The 16,187-nt window shown below is 74.2% G+C and carries 15 protein-coding genes and 3 pseudogenes; 8 read left to right on the top strand and 10 right to left on the bottom strand.

Features of this window, described 5'->3' with window-relative positions:
• Positions 1-25 precede the first annotated feature (25 nt).
• Together OJ254_RS23025 and OJ254_RS23030 are read right to left on the bottom strand one after the other, a co-directional pair.
• Positions 26-773, bottom strand: a pseudogene (locus tag OJ254_RS23025) (CbtA family protein).
• Positions 774-790: 17 nt separating this feature from the next.
• Positions 791-1,009: a CbtB-domain containing protein gene (locus OJ254_RS23030; RefSeq protein WP_261952916.1), complete on the bottom strand. Its 219-nt coding sequence runs from the start codon at positions 1,007-1,009 to the stop codon at positions 791-793.
• A 309-nt stretch (positions 1,010-1,318) separates the two neighbouring features.
• On the opposite strand from OJ254_RS23030, the pseudogene OJ254_RS23035 reads away from it, so the two are divergent.
• Positions 1,319-1,899, top strand: a pseudogene (locus OJ254_RS23035) (histidine phosphatase family protein).
• Positions 1,900-2,061: 162 nt separating this feature from the next.
• Positions 2,062-2,499 carry an SPW repeat protein gene (locus OJ254_RS23040; protein ID WP_265363851.1) on the top strand — a complete coding sequence of 146 codons (438 nt, stop codon included), beginning with the start codon at positions 2,062-2,064 and terminating at the stop codon, positions 2,497-2,499.
• 100 nt (positions 2,500-2,599) lie between these two features.
• On the opposite strand, the gene OJ254_RS23045 is transcribed toward OJ254_RS23040, so the two are convergent.
• Positions 2,600-3,013: a hypothetical protein gene (locus OJ254_RS23045; protein ID WP_265363852.1), complete on the bottom strand. Its 414-nt coding sequence runs from the start codon at positions 3,011-3,013 to the stop codon at positions 2,600-2,602.
• An 83-nt stretch (positions 3,014-3,096) separates the two neighbouring features.
• Between OJ254_RS23045 and OJ254_RS23050 the strand changes: the two genes are divergently transcribed.
• Both OJ254_RS23050 and OJ254_RS23055 read left to right on the top strand, forming a co-directional pair.
• On the top strand, positions 3,097-4,932 hold the full coding sequence (locus OJ254_RS23050) for an alkyl/aryl-sulfatase (RefSeq protein WP_265363853.1): 1,836 nt from the start codon (positions 3,097-3,099) through the stop codon (positions 4,930-4,932).
• A 96-nt stretch (positions 4,933-5,028) separates the two neighbouring features.
• The gene (locus OJ254_RS23055) at positions 5,029-7,062 is read left to right on the top strand and encodes an ATP-binding protein (RefSeq protein ID WP_265363854.1); all 2,034 of its coding nucleotides are present in this window, start codon (positions 5,029-5,031) and stop codon (positions 7,060-7,062) included.
• Between the two features lie 18 nt (positions 7,063-7,080).
• Here the strand turns inward: OJ254_RS23055 and OJ254_RS23060 are convergent, their stop codons facing one another.
• The 5 genes from OJ254_RS23060 to OJ254_RS23080 are packed head-to-tail and all read right to left on the bottom strand — an operon-like array spanning position 7,081 to position 10,925.
• On the bottom strand, positions 7,081-8,118 hold the full coding sequence (locus tag OJ254_RS23060) for a serine hydrolase domain-containing protein (RefSeq protein ID WP_265363855.1): 1,038 nt from the start codon (positions 8,116-8,118) through the stop codon (positions 7,081-7,083).
• 13 nt (positions 8,119-8,131) lie between these two features.
• Positions 8,132-9,058: a DUF6895 family protein gene (locus OJ254_RS23065; protein WP_265363856.1), complete on the bottom strand. Its 927-nt coding sequence runs from the start codon at positions 9,056-9,058 to the stop codon at positions 8,132-8,134.
• The gene (locus OJ254_RS23070; RefSeq protein ID WP_265363857.1) at positions 9,048-10,031 is read right to left on the bottom strand and encodes a DUF6895 family protein; all 984 of its coding nucleotides are present in this window, start codon (positions 10,029-10,031) and stop codon (positions 9,048-9,050) included. Before OJ254_RS23070 ends, OJ254_RS23065 begins: the two co-directional genes overlap by 11 nt.
• Positions 10,028-10,729, bottom strand: a complete 702-nt coding sequence (locus OJ254_RS23075) for a hypothetical protein (RefSeq protein ID WP_265363858.1) — start codon at positions 10,727-10,729, stop codon at positions 10,028-10,030. Before OJ254_RS23075 ends, OJ254_RS23070 begins: the two co-directional genes overlap by 4 nt.
• A 10-nt stretch (positions 10,730-10,739) precedes the next feature.
• Entirely contained in the window at positions 10,740-10,925 is a 186-nt protein-coding gene (locus OJ254_RS23080; protein ID WP_030411128.1) for a hypothetical protein, read from the bottom strand.
• 338 nt (positions 10,926-11,263) lie between these two features.
• Here OJ254_RS23080 and OJ254_RS23085 point away from each other — a divergent pair.
• Positions 11,264-11,670 (top strand): annotated as a pseudogene (locus OJ254_RS23085) (TOBE domain-containing protein).
• 49 nt (positions 11,671-11,719) lie between these two features.
• Here OJ254_RS23085 and OJ254_RS23090 read toward each other — a convergent pair.
• Positions 11,720-13,252, bottom strand: a complete 1,533-nt coding sequence (locus tag OJ254_RS23090; protein ID WP_265363859.1) for a helix-turn-helix domain-containing protein — start codon at positions 13,250-13,252, stop codon at positions 11,720-11,722.
• Positions 13,253-13,598: 346 nt separating this feature from the next.
• Between OJ254_RS23090 and OJ254_RS23095 the strand changes: the two genes are divergently transcribed.
• Positions 13,599-14,120 (top strand): molybdopterin-dependent oxidoreductase, encoded by a 522-nt coding sequence (locus OJ254_RS23095; RefSeq protein ID WP_265363860.1) that lies wholly within the window; start codon positions 13,599-13,601, stop codon positions 14,118-14,120.
• Between the two features lie 20 nt (positions 14,121-14,140).
• Here OJ254_RS23095 and OJ254_RS23100 read toward each other — a convergent pair whose 3' ends face one another.
• The gene (locus tag OJ254_RS23100; RefSeq protein WP_265363861.1) at positions 14,141-14,560 is read right to left on the bottom strand and encodes a TOBE domain-containing protein; all 420 of its coding nucleotides are present in this window, start codon (positions 14,558-14,560) and stop codon (positions 14,141-14,143) included.
• A gap of 136 nt (positions 14,561-14,696) precedes the next feature.
• Between OJ254_RS23100 and OJ254_RS23105 the strand changes: the two genes are divergently transcribed.
• Both OJ254_RS23105 and modA read left to right on the top strand, forming a co-directional pair.
• Positions 14,697-15,092: a TOBE domain-containing protein gene (locus OJ254_RS23105; protein ID WP_261952930.1), complete on the top strand. Its 396-nt coding sequence runs from the start codon at positions 14,697-14,699 to the stop codon at positions 15,090-15,092.
• A 246-nt stretch (positions 15,093-15,338) separates the two neighbouring features.
• Positions 15,339-16,139, top strand: coding sequence for a molybdate ABC transporter substrate-binding protein (gene modA / locus OJ254_RS23110; RefSeq protein ID WP_265363862.1), 801 nt, complete (start codon positions 15,339-15,341; stop codon positions 16,137-16,139).
• Positions 16,140-16,187 lie beyond the last annotated feature (48 nt).

Genomic DNA, 16,187 nt, shown 5'->3' on the forward strand with positions numbered 1-16,187 from the left:
GCTCCGGACCGGGAGGCGATCCGGATCAGGAGGCGACGGACACCGCCCCGGCCGGCTCGGTGGCCGGCCGCGGCGCGACGACGCGTTCCGCCAGATGCCCGAAGACCAGCCCGAAGGCGGACCACAGCACCAGCTGGACGGCGAGTGCCGACAGCCGGAACTGCCACAGCAGCGGGGGAGAAGCCGTCGGGCACCTCGTCGACGGCCGGCAGGAACGCATAGGCGAGCCCGACGGCGACCGCGAAGGCGGCGACGGCGGCCACCGTCGCGTACCAGTTGCCCAGCTTCGGAGCCAGCCGCCGGCCCAGGATCGTGGCGGCGACGGCCAGCAGGACGCCGAGCAGCATCATCAGGAAATACAGGGCGGTGCGCTTGCCGATGGTGTCGGGGTCGCCGACCGACGGCGGGTTCGCCGGGTACTTCAGGAACGGCACGACGTAACCGGCCACCAGCGCCGCCCCGGAGAGCAGCAGGGCCGTGGCGCGCGCCCCGAACCGGCCGACCCGCCCCAGGGCGAAGCAGAAGGCCAGGGCGGCGATCCCGCCCAGTGCCACGCCGTAGACCAGGACGCCGGTGGCGAGGCCGGCCGTGGACTGCAGTCCACGGCTGACCACTTCCATCTCGTGTTCGTGGCTGTGTGCCTCCTCGAAGGCGATGGCGGCGTCGATCCTCGGTTCGCCCAGCAGGTAGGCGACGAGGAGCGCGAACCCGCCGGCGGCGAGGCCGGCGATCATGCCGCGCACGAGCAGGGTTCTGACGGTGAGGGAGTTCATGGCTGCGGCCGCCCGGGTCAGTGGCAGGGGAAACCGAGGAGGTGGCGCCCGTCGTGCAGCCATTCGTGGACGTCCGAACCGGACAGCAGCGAGGTGGCGCCCTGCTCCGCGCCGACGAAGTACAGCAGGACCAGCATCAGCACACCGGCGAACAGTGCCCAGGGGGCGATCGCCTTCAGCGGGAGCGGGGCGGGGGTGGTGGTGCCGGCGGCCGGCGGTGCGATGGACGAAGCCATGGCATGACCTCCTGTTGGGGGAACTCGCGTCCCCGGTAAATGGGAGTGCGTCACGACATGCGGGTCTGGCTCGTCCGGTACCGGCCCCTGGCGGGCTGATAAAGAACCGGACATACAGTGGCGCGACCGCGCCGGGATCCCACCGGCTTCCGTCATGCCGTCGTCAAGCACCGGTGAACGTACCGCGATCCGGCCACCCGGCCAAGACCGTACGGGGGGCGGACGGGTGCGGACCGGGGCGCATCGGCCGGTCAACTCCCGTGTCGGAGTGGTGTGTTGGCGTCTCGGGAACGAAGGAAAGAAGAGAGCATGACAACTCGGGTGATGCTGGTCTCACCGGCCGCGGGCGACGCCCAGCGCGAGGTGCGCTTCGACGACGACTGCCCGCCGCACGCGGCCGGACTGCGGCGGGCCCGGGCCGCCGCGGGGGCGCTGCCGGTCACCGGCCGGGTCTTCGCCTCGCCCTCCGTGCGCTGCCGGCGCACCGCGGAGGAGCTCGGGTTGCCGGCCGGGCCGGTGCCGGAGCTGGCGGGCTGCGCGATCGGGAGTGGCGGGGACGGACCCTTGCGGAGGTGGCCGAAACGGAGCCGCTCGGGGTCACCGCCTGGCTGTCCGATCCGGACTTCGCCGGGCACGGCGGGGAGTCGCTGCGGCAGCTCTGCGACCGGGTCGCGACCTGGCTGACCCGGATGGCACTGGACGCCGGGCGGGTGGTGGCGGTCGTGGAACCGGACGTGGTGCGGGCCGCCGCGGTGTGTGCGCTGCGGGTGCCCGCGGACGCGTTCTGGCGGCTGGACGTGGCGCCGCTGACCGTGACGGAGCTGAGCGGGCGGGGCGGTCGCTGGAATCTGGGTCTGGGCCGGGCGCTGGACCGCGGGGCGGGAAGCTGACCTGCGGGAAGCCGGACGGTCCCGGGGCGAGAAGCTGACCGTACCCGTTCAAAATTCACCTGCTGCTTCATCTACACATAAAGGCGACATAAGCGCAGAATGAAACCGTGGCCCGATGCCACGCGATAACGGCCAGACTTGCGAGCGAAGGAGGCGAGTCGCATGGCCGACGTCTCACACCCCAGGGGAGATCTCGCAGGTCACCCCGATGCTTCAGAGATGCAGGCCCGATACGAGCGGGTGCTCGGCGGGCGTGATGTGGTACTTGTCGACGGTCCGGTCTTCCTCGTCGGCCTGTACTGCGCTGCCTCACCGTGGATCGTCCACTACTCGCTGGCACAGCCCAGCCTCGCGACGCACAACCTCATCGTCGGGATCGCGATCGGCCTGCTGGCGGTCGGCTTCACCGTGACCCCGGCGCGGATGTACGGGCTGAGCGGCGCGATGTGCGCGATCGGCGTGTGGATGATCATCGCGCCCTGGATCGTGGGCCGTGGCGCGGACGCGGGCGTCATCTGGAACAACATCGTCATCGGTGCTCTGACGTTCCTGTTGGGCGCCCTGTGCGTCATGGCGGCATCGAAGCGGCGCACCACCTGACGCGCTGCCCACCGGGCCGCAATGAGTGACCGCCGGTCCGTCTGCCCTTCCCCGGGCAGGCCGGCCGGCGGCCGTGCGCCGCCCCCGGGTCCGGCGCCCCTTACCGGCGCCGCCCGCGCCGGCCCGCCGCGAGGTGCCCGGACAGCCCCGCCAGGACCAGCCCGCCCGCCAGGAGGAGGGCGTGCGCCAGCAGGATCCCGGCGGCCAGGCTGCCGGCCGCGGCGGCGGGCAGCAGCCAGGCCGTACCCCGGAACCCGGGACGGGGTGGAGTGCGGGGGCGGGCGTACGGAACGGCATGGTGCCGGAACGACTCGGCGAGCTCACCGAAGGCGCGGTCGTCGTACGGGGACAGAGGGCGTCCCTCCCCTCCCGGAAGATTCGGGGCGGGCCCGCCCCGGCCGGCCGAATTGCCGCACCCGGAGAGGACCCCACCTGCGTTGTTGTGCCCTGCCCGGCCCTGCCCATAACGCCGTTGGCCGCGCCGAAGCCCCCCGGCCGCCGTGGGGGCAGGCATGCGCCACCCGGACAAAGCCGGTTAAATCGAACGTGTGGGGCAGGAGCCTTCGGCCCGCCGCCGCCCCGGAGAGGGAGCGCCCCGTGACCGCTGCACCCGTCGATGACCACGAAGACTTCGCCGACGCCGACCGCGGCTTCATCGCCGAGCTCGACCCGCCGCGGATCACCACGGACGACGGCCGGCCGGTCTGGGACGCCGCGGCCTACGGATTCCTGGCCCAGAACTGCCCCGACACCGCCCACGAGGGCCTCTGGCGGCAGGGCAGGCTGGTCGGCCGCCAGGGCCTCTATGAGGTCACCGACGGCATCTACCAGGCCCGCGGCCTGGACCTGGCCCACATGACGCTGGTCGAGGGCGACCACGGCGTCGTCGTCGTCGACCCGCTGCTCTCCGCCGAGACCGCCGCCGCGGCCCTGGAGCTCTACCGCAAGTACCGCGGCGACCGGCCGGTCACCGGGCTGATCTACACCCACTCGCACGCCGGCCACTTCGGTGGCGCCGGCGGCGTCGTCCCCGCCGGGCACGACCCCGTACCGGTCCTCGCCCCGGCCGGCTTCCTCGCCCACGCGGTCGGCGAGCACCTCGACGCCGGGCCCGCGAGGTCCCGGCGCGCGGCCTTCACCTACGGCACCGCGCTGCCGAAGGGACCGGACGGCCAGATCGGCTGCGGGCTCGGCACCACCCGGTCCACCGGCACCCGCACCCTGATCCCGCCGACCGTGGACATCACCCGCACCGGCCAGGAGGAGATCCTGGACGGCGTCCACCTGGTCTTCCAGCTCACCCCGGACGCCGAGGCCCCCGCCGCGATGAACTTCGGCTTCCCCGCGCACCGGGCGCTCTGCCTGGCCGAGAACGCCACCCACACCCTGCACACCGTCCTGCCGCTGTACGGCGGGGCGGTCCGCGACAGCCGGGCCTGGGCCCGCCACCTCGACGAGGCGCTCGCCCTCTTCGGCGACGGGACCGAGGTCGCCTTCGCCTCGCACCACTGGCCGACCTGGGGCAAGGACCGCATCCGGGCCCTCCTCGCCGGTCAGCGCGACCTGTACGCCTACCTGCACGACCAGACCGTCCGGCTGCTCAATGCCGGGTACACCGGCCCCGAGATCGCCGAACAGCTGCGGCTGCCGCCGGCCCTCGCGCGGGTGTGGTCCCACCACGGCTACTACGGCTCGGTCAGCGACCACGTCAAGGCGGTCAGCCAGCGCCACCTGGGCTGGTTCGACGGCAACCCCGCCCATCTGTGGGAGCACCCGCCGGCCGAACAGGCCCGGCGCTACGTCCACGCCCTCGGCGGCGTCGAGGCCACCGTGGACGCCGGCAAGCAGTACGCGGCCGACGGCGACCTGCGGTTCGCCGCGACCCTCCTCAACCACGCCGTCTTCGCCGACCCGGACAACGTACCGGCCCGCCGCGCACTCGCCCAGGTCTACGAACGCCTGGGCCACGGCGCGGAGAACGCCGTCTGGCGCAACGTCTACCTCACCGGTGCGGGCGAACTGCGCGGCGCCCCCGCCGCCCGGGACGACATCGGGGACGCCACCGCCGCACCCGACCTCACCCGGGCGCTCACCGTCGACCAGCTCCTGGACTCGCTGGCCCTGCGCATCGACGGCCCGCGCGCCTGGTACACCGCGCTCACCCTCGACCTCTACCTCCCCGACGAGGACCGCACCTGGCGGCTGACCCTCTCCAACGGCGCCCTCACCCACCGCGCTTCCCCCGGCGCGCCGGCCCCCTCCGCCGACGGCGTCCCCGACCTCACGCTCACCCTCACCAGGCCCCAGCTCCTCGACCTCCTCACCCCCCGCGCCGCCACCGAGGCCGCCCCGCGCGTCGAACCCGGCCCCCTCCGCAACCTCCTCGCCCTCGCCACCACCCCGGACCCGGCGTTCCCGGTGGTCACGCCCTGACCCCTGCCGCCGCTTCCGCCCGGCGTCAACCCCGCGCACCCCGGACCACCACGCCACCCCACGCCACCCGGGCCGAAGCTGGGGCACACTGGCCCCGTGGCGAGCAGCATTCCCGAGGAGTCGACCAGCTTCGTCGGACGGCGGAGCGAACTGGAGCGGATCGACCAGGAGTTGGCGGCACACCGGCTGGTCACCCTGACCGGGCCCGGTGGGGTGGGCAAGACCCGGGTCGCCGTCAGGGCGGCCCGGGCGGCGGCACCGCGGTTCCCCGACGGGGTCGGCTGGGCCGATCTGTGGCCGTTACAGGGCGAGGGGCGGCTGCTGGCCACGGTCTGCGACGCCGTCGGGCTCGCCGACCACACCGCGCGCACCCCGGCCGCCGCGCTGTGCTCCTGGCTCACCGACAAACGGCTGCTGCTGGTGCTGGATTCCTGCGAACACCTCGTGGCCGCCAGCCGGGACCTGCTCGGCGACCTGCTGACGGCCGCGCCCGGCGTGACCGTGCTGGTCACCAGCCGGCAGCCGCTCGGCCTCGACGGCGAACGCGTCACCGAGATCGGGCCGCTGCCCTGCACCGGCGACAACGACGCCCTGACCCTGCTCACCGACCGGGCCGGCACCGCCGCGCCCGGCCTCGTCCTCACCGACCCCGCCCACGCCGCCACCGCCGACGTCATCTGCCGGCGCCTCGAAGGCATCCCGCTCGCCCTGGAGCTGGCCGGCGCGCAGCTGGCCACCAGCTCCGTCGAACGGATCGCGGAGCGGCTGGCCACCCGCTTCGACACCCTCGACACCGGCGAAGGGCTGCCGCTGCCGCCCCGCCACCGCACCCTGCGCTGCACCATCGGCTGGAGTCACGAACTCTGCACCCCCCTGGAGCGGCTGCTGTGGGCCCGGCTCTCCGTCTTCCGCGGCACCTTCGACATGGAGTCGGCCGGCGCGGTGTGCACCGGCGGGCCGCTCACCGAGGCGGAGGTGCACACCGCCCTGACCGGTCTGGCCGCCAAGTCCGTGCTCGCCCGCGAGGGCGGCCGCTTCCGCATGCTCGACACCTTGCGCGAGTACGGCCGGATGTGGCTCGGCGAGCTCGATGAGGCGCCCGCCCTCGCCGACCGGCACGCCGCGTACTTCGTCGGCCACGGCCGCCGTGCCGAACAGGCCTGGCTGGGTCCCGGACAGGTCGGCTGGTACCGCAGGATCGCCGACGCGCACGTCGACCTGTGCACCGCACTGGACCACCTGCTGGTCACCGCCCCCGAGCGGGCCCAGGAACTCAGCGCCGCGGTCGGCTTCTTCTGGAGCTGCTGCGGCCATCTGCACGAGGCCCGCGACTACCTCTCCCGCGCCCTCGCCGCCGCCGACGGGCCCAGCCGCGCCCGCACCCGGGCCCTGTGGGCGCTCGGCGTCGCCGTCCTCCTCCAGGGCGATCTGCCGCAGGCCGACGCCCTCGGGCGGGAGTGCGCGCGGGCCGCGCAGACGTCCCGCGACGCCGAGGCGGTGCTGGCGGCCGGCTACCTCATCGGCCTCACCCACCTGATGGCCGGCCGCCCGATGTCCGCCCAGGCCGTCACCGACCAGGTCCTCGGCCCACCGCCGGACGCCCCCTTCGACTCACCGGCGCGGCTGCGCTGCCACCTGGTACGGATCTTCGCGCTGACCGGCATCGGCAAGCTCGCCGAGGCCCGCGCCCAGGCCACCGCACTGCGCCGCGGCTGCGTCGAACGCGGCGAGTACTGGACCCGCTCCTACACCGACTACCAGCTCTCCCTGATCTCGCTGTTCCAGGGCCGGCCGGCGGAATCGGCCGGCCACGCCCGGGCGATGCTCGCCGCCAAGCAGGGCATCGGCGACAAGTTCGGCATCGCGCTCGGCCTGGACGTGCTCGCCGCCGCGCTGGCCGCACAGGGCGCCGGCGCCGCGGCCGCCCGGGTCTACGGCAGCGGCCAGGCCCTCTGGCGCACCGTCGGGCACCCCCAGCGCGGCACCCCGGAACTGCGCGCGGTCCGCGAGGAGTGCGAGCAGCGGGCCCGCGCGGCGATCGGCGACCGGGCCTACACGGAGGTCTTCCGGCAGGCCAGCGAGGAACGCCCGGGCACCTCCCTGCCCCGGATCCTGGCCGGCGAGCTGTGACCGCCGGCCCCCGGGCGGTCACGCGGGCGGCTCACCGGCCAGCGCGTACAGCGTCTCGTAGGCGGTGGTGATCATCCGGCAGGTCCGGCCGCGCCGGGTGGCCAGTGCCACCAGACCGGTGTGGGTGGCCGGATGGAACCCGAGGAACGCCTGCTGCCCGAAGGTCGCCCCGACGTGGAACAGCAACGGCCCGCGCGGCGCCGGGTGCTGGTACCACGTCAGGGTGTGGGTGTTGCGGCGCCGCCAGCCGCGCCGCAGCAGCGGGACCTGGACGTCGCGCAGCGGCCCGGCCAGCGGGGTGTCCTCCGGCGAGAGGTGCGCCTCCAGGTACCGGAGCAGATCGCCGGGGGTGGCCCGGACCGACCCGGCGGCCATGAACGCGCCCATGTCGGCGCTGGCCACCGGCGTCACCCCGTTCGTCCGGTGCCCGACCGCGTCGGTGCCGGTCGCGCCGGGCGCCAGCGTCGTCCCGGACAGCCCCAGCGGGCCCAGCACCCGGCCGCCGAGCAGCGCCGGATAGTCCTCGCCCGCCGCGTGCGACATCGCCGGACCGAGCAGCGCCAGCCCGAAGTTCGAGTACCGCCAGCGGGTGCCCGGCCGGTTCCGCGGCCGGGTGCGGGCGAAGGTCCGCAGCAGCCGCTCGGTGTCGTAGCGGGCGTAGCCGTTGGCGTACGGATGCAGCAGTGCACCGGCGATCAGGTCCGCGGGGATCCGCGGCAGCCCCGAGGTGTGGGTGGCCAGATGCCGCAGGGTGATCCGGCGCGCATTCGGGTACCGCAGCGGCAGCCCGGGCAGATGGTCGACCAGCGGATCGTCCAGCGACAGCACCCCGGAGCGGGCCAGCTCGGCCAGCAGCAGCACGGTGAACGTCTTGGACAGCGAGCCGAGTTCATAGCGCAGGGCCTGCCGCGGGGTGGGCGGGGCCAGCGCGGTGCCGCCGGTGACCACGGTCCGTACGCCCCGCCGGGTCACCGCCAGCACCACGTCCGGCGCGTCGATCCGGGTGACCGCGTCGGCGAGGCGGTCACCCGGCGGGGCGCCGCGCGTCGCGCCCATCAGAGCGTGCCCATCAGACCGCGGACAGGGCCCGTGAGGTGGCCATCGCCGAGGCGAACGCGGCGACCAGGGTGGGGTGGTGCACCAGGTCGAAGACCCGCGCCGGATCGCCCTGCGGCATCCCGCGCTGGATCGGCATCGCGCCGCTGTCGGACTGCGCGGCGGCGTACCGCTCCCACAGCTCCGCGTCCAGCGTGGGCCGCGGCAGACACGCGTCGACGACCAGCAACTCGCCCATCAGGTCCCAGTGTTCGAGGTCCGCCCAGTCCTCCGTCCAGGCCGGCAGGTACCGCGCGAGGTAGTCCGCGATGTCCGGCGGGATCCGCTCGGGCGCCTCGCCCCAGTTGGTGAGGTGGAAGACGGTGTGGGTGAGGTCGTAGGCGATGTGCAGCTGCACCGTCCACGGCTCGGCCAGCTGCCCCAGCCAGGTGCGCGCCACCGCCTCCCCGAAGTCGCTGCTGGGGGCGAGGCCCAGCTTGCGCTCGGCGTTCAGCACCCCGAGGCGCCGGTTGGGCATCATCTCCAGCGCGTTCCAGGTGGCGGTGCGCCGGCACACCTCCACCGCCGCCTCCAGCCCCGGGTGCCGGTGCCCCAGCTCGTGGAAGGTCGCGTAGACCTCCAGCGGTACGGGGGAGAGCGGCTCGTCGTGCTGCAGCCGGGCCAGCACGTTGCCGCCGTCCAGCAGCTCGCGCCAGGCGAAGTCCAGCAGCTGCCCGGCCCGGGCCTTCTGCCGGGAACCGGCCACGCCCTCGCGGAACAGCACGTGCATGTTGAGCGCCAGCTCCCCGATGGGCTTGAGCCGTTCGACCACCGCGCCGTTCGAGCGGAAGTCCTCGGGGGTCAGCCGGAAATGCTCGCGGTGGTCGTCGAGCCAGGACAGGGCCCGGTCGCCGACACCGTGCAGCAGGGCGGGGACGCGGCCGTCACGGTCACGGGGCACTCTCGCTTTCGCCGGGCGTCCGGCCGCCCACCAGCGCCGGGTGCCCGCCCCGCGGGCCGGTCTCGGCCTCGTCGGCGGCGGTCCGGGCCAGGGTGGCGGCGAACGCGGTCACCAGGGTGGAGTGGTAGCAGGCGGTGAACATCTCGCCCGGGTCGCCGGAGCCGGGCGCCGCGCCCATCTCCGGCACGCTGCCGTCGGCCGCCTGCGCCCCGGCCAGCCGCTGCCAGGCGACCGGATCGTACGGGGCCCGGGGCAGGCAGGCGGTCACCGCCAGCAGCTCGCCGACCAGGTCCCACAGCTGTTCCTCCAGCCAGTTCTCCAGCCAGGAGGGCAGCCACAGCCGCAGGTAGCCGGCGAGTTCGGGGGACAGCCGCTGCCGGTCGCGCCCCCAGTCGGTCAGGTGGAACACGTCGTGGGTGACGCCGTAGGCCGCCTTGCGGTCCAGCGCCCAGGGCTCCGGCAGCCGGCCGAGCCCGGTCAGCGCCAGCACCGAGGCGAAGTCGGCGTGCGGCCGCAACCCGATCCGCCGCTCGGCGTTCAGCACCCCGAGCGTGCGGGTGTGGTCCTCGCGCGCCACCCGCCAGCCGCGCAGCCGCGTGGTGGTCCGCACCAGCTCGTCGGCCTCGGCATGGCGCAGCCCGGCCCGCGCGAACACCCCGTACAGCTCCACCGGGTAGGTGGCGAACGGCTCGCCGCGGATCAGCTCGGCGAAGAGTTCGCCGTCCCGGGTCTCGTTCCAGGCGAACGCGAACAGCCCGCGGGCCGTCCGGCGGATCTCCGCCCGCGGGTGCACCACCCCGATCAGCTGGGTGAGTTCGGCCAGCTCGCCGAGCGGTTTGAGGGTCAGATTGGGGTCGGCGTCGGTCGTGACGTCGGGCGGCAGGCGGAAGAACCCGCGCGCCCCGTCCAGCCACCCGAGGCTCGCCCGGACCATGTGGTCCAGCAGCCCCGGGTCGCCGTTCTCGCCGGTCACCCGCCCCGCCCGTAGAACCGCCGGGCGGCCGCGACGTGCAGCGCCACCCGCGGATCGGCGCCGCCCATCTGCGCCACGAACGCCAGCCCGCTGTCCAGCCCCAGGGTCCGCGGCACGTCCGGCAGCCGGGCCAGCCAACGGCCCACCCCGGCCGCCTGCGGCCAGTCCCGGCGGCGGACCGCCCGGACGAAACCGCGGGACAGGTCGTCCGTACGGGCGGCGAGCTGCTCGGCGAGACCGGACGCCAGCCCCGGCAGGGCCAGCGCGGCCAGCTGGGACACCCGGTGCGACAGCTTCGGCCAGGGGGAGTCGCCGACCCACGCGGTGCCGGCCTCCGGCGCCGGCGGCCACGGCCGGCCGCCCCCGGGCAGGAACGCGTGCGCGGCCTCGACCAGGCCGCGGTAACTCCACAGCGACACCTCCGAGGCGCCGTCACCCGGTGGGTAGGCCATCAGTGCCTGCCGCACCACCGCTTCGTCGTCCGCGCCGGCCGGTGCCGCCCGGTGTTCCACGGCGTACGGCGCCAGCGCATCGGCGCCGAGCACCCTCACCGCGGCCGGGGTCAGCGCATCCTCGTGCCGCAGCATGCCGGACAACGCATAAGGGTCGCCCTCACCCCGCAGGGCGAGGGCGACCCCGGTTGCGGCATCGGCGATCACAGCGCTGAGCGGGACTGCTCCTTGCGTCTGTTCAGCCAACGCTTTCCCCTCAGCGGACGTCAGTCTTGGGCCGGGGGGTGGGCGGCGAGATCAGGAGCAGCGCGGCCAGCAGCAGCGCACCTCCACACTCGCGGGTGTCGCGGAAGACGCCGTCGGCCTCGGCGGGTTCAAGCAGTCCCTCGACCTCGGCGGCCAGGGTGGCCGTCTCGACCGGCGCTGTGCGATCCGTAACCATGCGATCAACTCCTTTGACGAATGGGATACCAGATTCACATCGGGATTTTTGGGATGCAACGGGAGAAAGCCCATCAGGCGCCATGAACGTCGCATCCTTGACGTCGGCTCAGGGAGCGTTCCGCACCCCAACGTGGCGTTCCGTGCGTCGAGTTGGGCGGTCCCGCAGCGTGCTCCGCCGGCGCCGCGCCCCGGGCGCGCCAGGGGTGGTCCGCTCGCACCGATGGCGGATTTCGCTGCTCCGTTCGGATGGCGCCGGACCCCGGGAGGGATGGCCGGTGGCCGCGGTCGGCGCGGGGGCCGGGCCGGCCCGGGGGAGACACCCCCTAGAGTGCGACCGTGCCGACGTACAGCATTGGTCAGGCAGCGGAGCTGCTGGGTGTGAGTTCGGAGACCGTCCGGCGGTGGGCCGACGGCGGTCAGCTGGGGATGCGGCGGGACGGCGGGGGAACCGCGTCATCGACGGGGTCAGCCTGGCCGCGTTCGCCAAGGAGCGCGCCGCCGGACTGCATCCGGTGCCCGGTGAGGTGCTCACGTCCGTGCGGAACTCCTTCGCGGGGATCGTCACCAAGGTGACGATGGACGACGTGATCGCCCAGGTCGAGATCCAGTCCGGGCCGCACCGGCTGGTGTCGGTGGTCAGCCGGGAGGCGGTCGAGGAGCTGGGGATCGAGGTCGGGGTGACCGCCACCGCCCGGGTGAAGTCGACCCATGTGCATGTCGACCGGCCGGGCGGGCGGGAGTGAGCGGGGGAGGTGCGGCGCGTCCCTCGGCGGCGCGGCCGGGGCGGCTCCCTCAGCGGCAGAGCAGGGCCGCGTGCAGGTCGAGTTTGTGGTCCAGCCGGGACAGGTCCCGGCCGGTGAGGGTCTCGATGCGCTGGATGCGGTAGTGCACCGTGTTCACGTGGAGGTGCAGCGCCTCGGCGGTCCGCGCCCATGAGCCGTGCTGGGCGAGGAAGACCTCCAGCGTCTCCAGCAGCATCCGGTGGGACGTCGTGCCGGCCCGTGCCAGCGGCCCCAGCACCTGGCTGCTGAAGGCCGCACGGACCTCCGTGGGGACCCCGGCCAGCAGCTCGGCCAGCGTGCCGAGGTCCTCGACACCGGTCACCCGGGCGCCGTCCGGCGCCGCGGCACGGGCCGACGCCAGTGCGTAACGGGCCTGCTGGAAGGCGGAGTTGAGGTCGCCGGGGGCCGCCGCGGGAGCGCTGGCCCCGGCGTGCAGCGGCGCCTGCGGGCGGCAGGCGGTGAGCGCCGGCCAGACCTCGGCGAGCGGGGTGGAGTCCTCGGCGTCCGAGGCCGCGTGGACCACGGCGACCGCCTCGCCGCCCGGCAGCCGCCCGGCCGCGAACCGTTCGCCGGGGGAGTGCCACAGCGCCTCGGTCAGCGCGCTCACCGCGTGGCCGCTCTCCGCACCGCCCAGCGCGGCGAGCACCACCCGGTACGGACCGGAGGCCGGCAGCCCGCACGCCTGCAGCGCCGCCTCCAGCGCCGCGCCGTCCGCCGCTCTGGCATCGGCCGACGCGAGCAGGGCGACCAGCACGTCCGCGGCCCGCCGAGCGGCCGCCTGCCGGGGCGCGGCCCGCCGGCGGTACCCGTCCACGACCTCGGCGATCTCGTGCACCGCCCGCGGCGGTGCGTCCGCCCGGCCACCCACGTGCAGGTACCAGGTGTCGTACGGGCCGGCGTCCCCGTCGATCCGCACCGTCGGGCCCGTCCCGGCCGCTTCGAGGGCCTTGACGGCCTGCCGGGCCGTCAGCGGCGGCGCGGCCGGGGTCCGGGCGATCACCCGGCCGGTCGCGGACAGCAGGTAGCAGGGCGGCCCGCCCAGGTGGGCGAAGGCGCGGTCCAGCAGCACGTCCGGGGCGGCGTCCGCGGCCAGCAGCGCGGCCAGTTCGTCGCGGACGTTCTCCGGCAGCGCGTAGTGGTCGGTGGGGCGCCGGCTCAGTTCTCCCCACTGCCGCAGGTAAACGGCCTCCGTGATGGCCCGGAAGGTGGTGTGCGCGGGGACCGCGACCAGCACGATCCCGTGGGCACGGCAGGAGTCGACGAGCACGTCGGGGACCTTGCCGTGGGTCTCCTCGCCCGCCAGCAGCGCGGTGGCCCCGGCGGCGTCCAGCGCGGAGACGAACCGGTCGACCTTCGCGCGCTCGTCACCGGGCGTCCACCACACCAGTCCGCTCAGCGCCAGCTCGCCCGGCTGCAGGAACCGCGCCGGGTCCTCCAGGTCGGTGGCGGTGACCCCGCGGACTTCCCGGTCGAGCAGGGGGCCCTCGCCCCACAGCAGGGTCAGGTCGAGCGAGTCGACCCGCAGGAGATCGTGGACGTGCATGTGCTGGCTCCTCGATTGACTGCCGGCGACGGACCCGGCATCTCACATTCACGAGGTGAATGTGGGTAGCTGCATCGTAAATGCCAGCTCATCCAGCCCAAAGCCCTCTTGGTTGATCATCCATTTCCGGCCCCCGGCGATGGTGGTTTCCCCTGTCGCCCGCGGCCGGCCCCGGGCGGGCGCGGGGACACCGCCCCGCCGGTCGGAGATACCGCCCACCGGGCGCCATTTCCCTCACATCAGCGAGGGGAAGCGGGTGAGATGGGTGGTATCCGTGATTCAACGGTGCACGGCCCGGGCATCACAGAGAGCAGTCACCGCGCGGATCGCCTCAAGGGGGACTCGAATGCGCCCACCCAGCCCGCCGTCCCGCACCACCACCGCCGTACGCCCGACGCCCGCGGACACCGGCGCGCCCGCCCCCCGGCCGCTGGAGATCCGCGGCCAGCTCCGCCGCCCGCTCGCCCTGACCGTCGCCCAGCTGCGCGAGCGGTGGCCGCGGCACCGGGCCGAGGTGGTCTTCGACTGTGCCACCAACGGGCCGCAGCGGCACACCTTCGAGGGCGTCCTGCTGCGGGACGTCCTCGACGCCGCGGGCCCGGCCTTCGACGCGTCCCGGCGCAAGGACCGCTCCCGCTACCTGCTCGCCGTCAGCGGCGGCGACGGGCACCACACGGTGCTGTCCTGGGCGGAGATCGACGCCGACTTCGGCGACGCCCCGGTCCTGCTGGCCACGGCCATGGACGGCCGTCCCCTCGACGCCGCGGGCAGCCAGCTCGTGGTCCCCTCCGACCGCTGCGGCGCCCGCTACATCAGCACGATCACCGGCATCTGGGTGGGCACCTGCGCACCGCCCGAGCAGCCGTAGTGCCGCCCGGGCCGGGGCGGTCAGACCGTGGCGAGCGCGATCTCGGTGGACTTGATCAGCGCGGTCACCTCGGAACCGGCCGCCAGCCCCAGGTCCTCGGCCGCGTCCTTGGTGATCGCCGCGGTCAGTTCGCCGCCCGCGACGGCGACCTTCACCCCGGCCATCGCACCGCCGGCCGAGACGTCGGTGACCGTGCCGGGCAGCCGGTTGCGGATGCTCAGCCCCTCGACCCCGCCGGTGGCCAGGGCGACCTCGGTGGACTTGATCAGCGCCCGCACCGCCGTGCCCTCCGCGAGGTCCAGTTGCCCGACCGCCTCGCGGGTGACCGCGGCGGTGATCTCCTGCCCGCCGTCCAGCCGGACCCTGACCAGGGCCATGACCTCGCCGGGGGCGACGGAGCGCACGGTCCCGGACAACTGATTGCGGATGCTCAGGCTCATGCCCACACCCTGCGCGCTGCCGTCCGGCCGCGCAGCGCGAGGAAATTCGTCCCTTCCTCCAAGGCGACTGGCATTTGCTACGGAGATCCTCCCTGTGGATTGCACCTGCCAGGCTGGGCTGCCTATGTTGTCGCACATGCAGTCCTACACAATCGGCCAGGCGGCGCGGCTGCTGGGCGTCAGCCCGGACACCGCCCGCCGATGGGCGGACGCCGGCAAGGTCGCGACCCATCGCGACGACAGCGGCCGCCGCCTCATCGACGGCCGTGATCTGGCCGCCTTCTCCATCGAGGTCGCGCAGACCGGCACCGGTGAGGACGACGCCTCGTACACCTCCGCCCGCAACGCCTTCCCGGGCATCGTCACCGCCGTGAAACTCGGCGATGTCGCCGCCCAGGTCGAGATCCAGGCCGGTCCGCACCGGCTGGTCTCCCTGCTGACCCGGGAAGCGGTGGAGGAACTGGGACTGGAGGTCGGCATGCAGGCCACCGCCCGCGTGAAATCCACCAGCGTGCACATCGACCGCTCCTGAGGCCACCGACCGCGCCCCGACCCCCCGCGGCGGCGTCCGCCCGCACCCCCGGGCCGGCTCCCCACCGTCCACCGCGGCAGCACCACAGCCGGACCGCGCCCCGTCCCCACCGGCCGGCTCTCACCCCAGCGGCGTCGCCCTTCCCCCCGCTCTCGAACGTCCTTGAGCAGGGCAGGCCCCCACCGGCGCGGCTTTGCCCATCCGCTCGGACGATCCCCTCGTCCCGCGTCACAAGGAGTCCCGCCCATGCCCCAGTTCCTCACCGGACGCCGCGCCGCCGCCGCGGTCGTGACCGCCGCCCTCCTCGTCCCGCTCGCCGCCTGTGGCAAGGACGACGGCAAGACCGACAAGGGCGCCGGGAAGTCCGGCGGCAGCACTGTGAATACCCAGCTGACCGTCCTCGCCGCCTCCTCGCTCACCGACGTCTTCAAGAAGGCCGCCGCGGTGTACGAGAAGGAACACCAGGGCACGAAGGTGAACTTCTCCTTCGCCGGCTCCCAGGAACTCGCCGCCCAGGTCAAGCAGGGCGCCCCCGCCGACGCGCTGGTCACCGCCGACACCAAGACCATGGACGGGCTCAAGGCGGACACCGGCACCCCGACCGTCATCGCCCACAACCGCCTGGTCATCGTCACCGGCGAGGGCAACCCGAAGAAGGTCCACACCCTCAAGGACCTCACCGACAGCAAGCTGAAGGTCGTCCTCGCCGCCCCGGAGGTGCCGGTCGGCCGCTACGGCAAGAAGGTCCTGGACGCCCAGAAGCTCAAGGTCACGCCGGTCTCCCAGGAGCCCAACGTCCGCGCCGTCCTCAGCAAGGTCGAACTGGGCGAGGCGGACGCCGGCCTGGTCTACAAGACGGACGCCGCCTCCGCGCCGAAGAAGGTCGACGCCGTCGACATCCCCGACAAGCAGAACGCCGTCGCCGCCTACCCGGCCGCGACCCTGAAGACCTCGAAGCACGCCGCCGCCGCGGCCGCCTTCGTGAAGTGGCTGAGCACCCCCGAGGCACAGAAGATCCTGCAGGACGCGGGCTTCCAGAAGCCGTAACGGGGGCTCCGCGCGCACGGGACTGCCCGGCTCGGGGGAGCGGACAGC

The organism is Streptomyces endophytica (genome assembly GCF_026153355.1).
GTDB classification, from domain to species: domain Bacteria; phylum Actinomycetota; class Actinomycetes; order Streptomycetales; family Streptomycetaceae; genus Streptomyces; species Streptomyces endophytica.

Coding starts and splice junctions, on each gene's coding strand:
- OJ254_RS23030 (WP_261952916.1), bottom strand. CDS start 1,009: ATGGCTTCGTCCATCGCACCGCCGGCCGCCGGCACCACCACCCCCGCC.
- OJ254_RS23040 (WP_265363851.1), top strand. CDS start 2,062: ATGGCCGACGTCTCACACCCCAGGGGAGATCTCGCAGGTCACCCCGAT.
- OJ254_RS23045 (WP_265363852.1), bottom strand. CDS start 3,013: ATGCCTGCCCCCACGGCGGCCGGGGGGCTTCGGCGCGGCCAACGGCGT.
- OJ254_RS23060 (WP_265363855.1), bottom strand. CDS start 8,118: ATGGGCGCGACGCGCGGCGCCCCGCCGGGTGACCGCCTCGCCGACGCG.
- OJ254_RS23080 (WP_030411128.1), bottom strand. CDS start 10,925: ATGGTTACGGATCGCACAGCGCCGGTCGAGACGGCCACCCTGGCCGCC.
- OJ254_RS23090 (WP_265363859.1), bottom strand. CDS start 13,252: ATGCACGTCCACGATCTCCTGCGGGTCGACTCGCTCGACCTGACCCTG.
- OJ254_RS23095 (WP_265363860.1), top strand. CDS start 13,599: ATGCGCCCACCCAGCCCGCCGTCCCGCACCACCACCGCCGTACGCCCG.
- OJ254_RS23100 (WP_265363861.1), bottom strand. CDS start 14,560: ATGAGCCTGAGCATCCGCAATCAGTTGTCCGGGACCGTGCGCTCCGTC.
- OJ254_RS23105 (WP_261952930.1), top strand. CDS start 14,697: ATGCAGTCCTACACAATCGGCCAGGCGGCGCGGCTGCTGGGCGTCAGC.
- modA (WP_265363862.1), top strand. CDS start 15,339: ATGCCCCAGTTCCTCACCGGACGCCGCGCCGCCGCCGCGGTCGTGACC.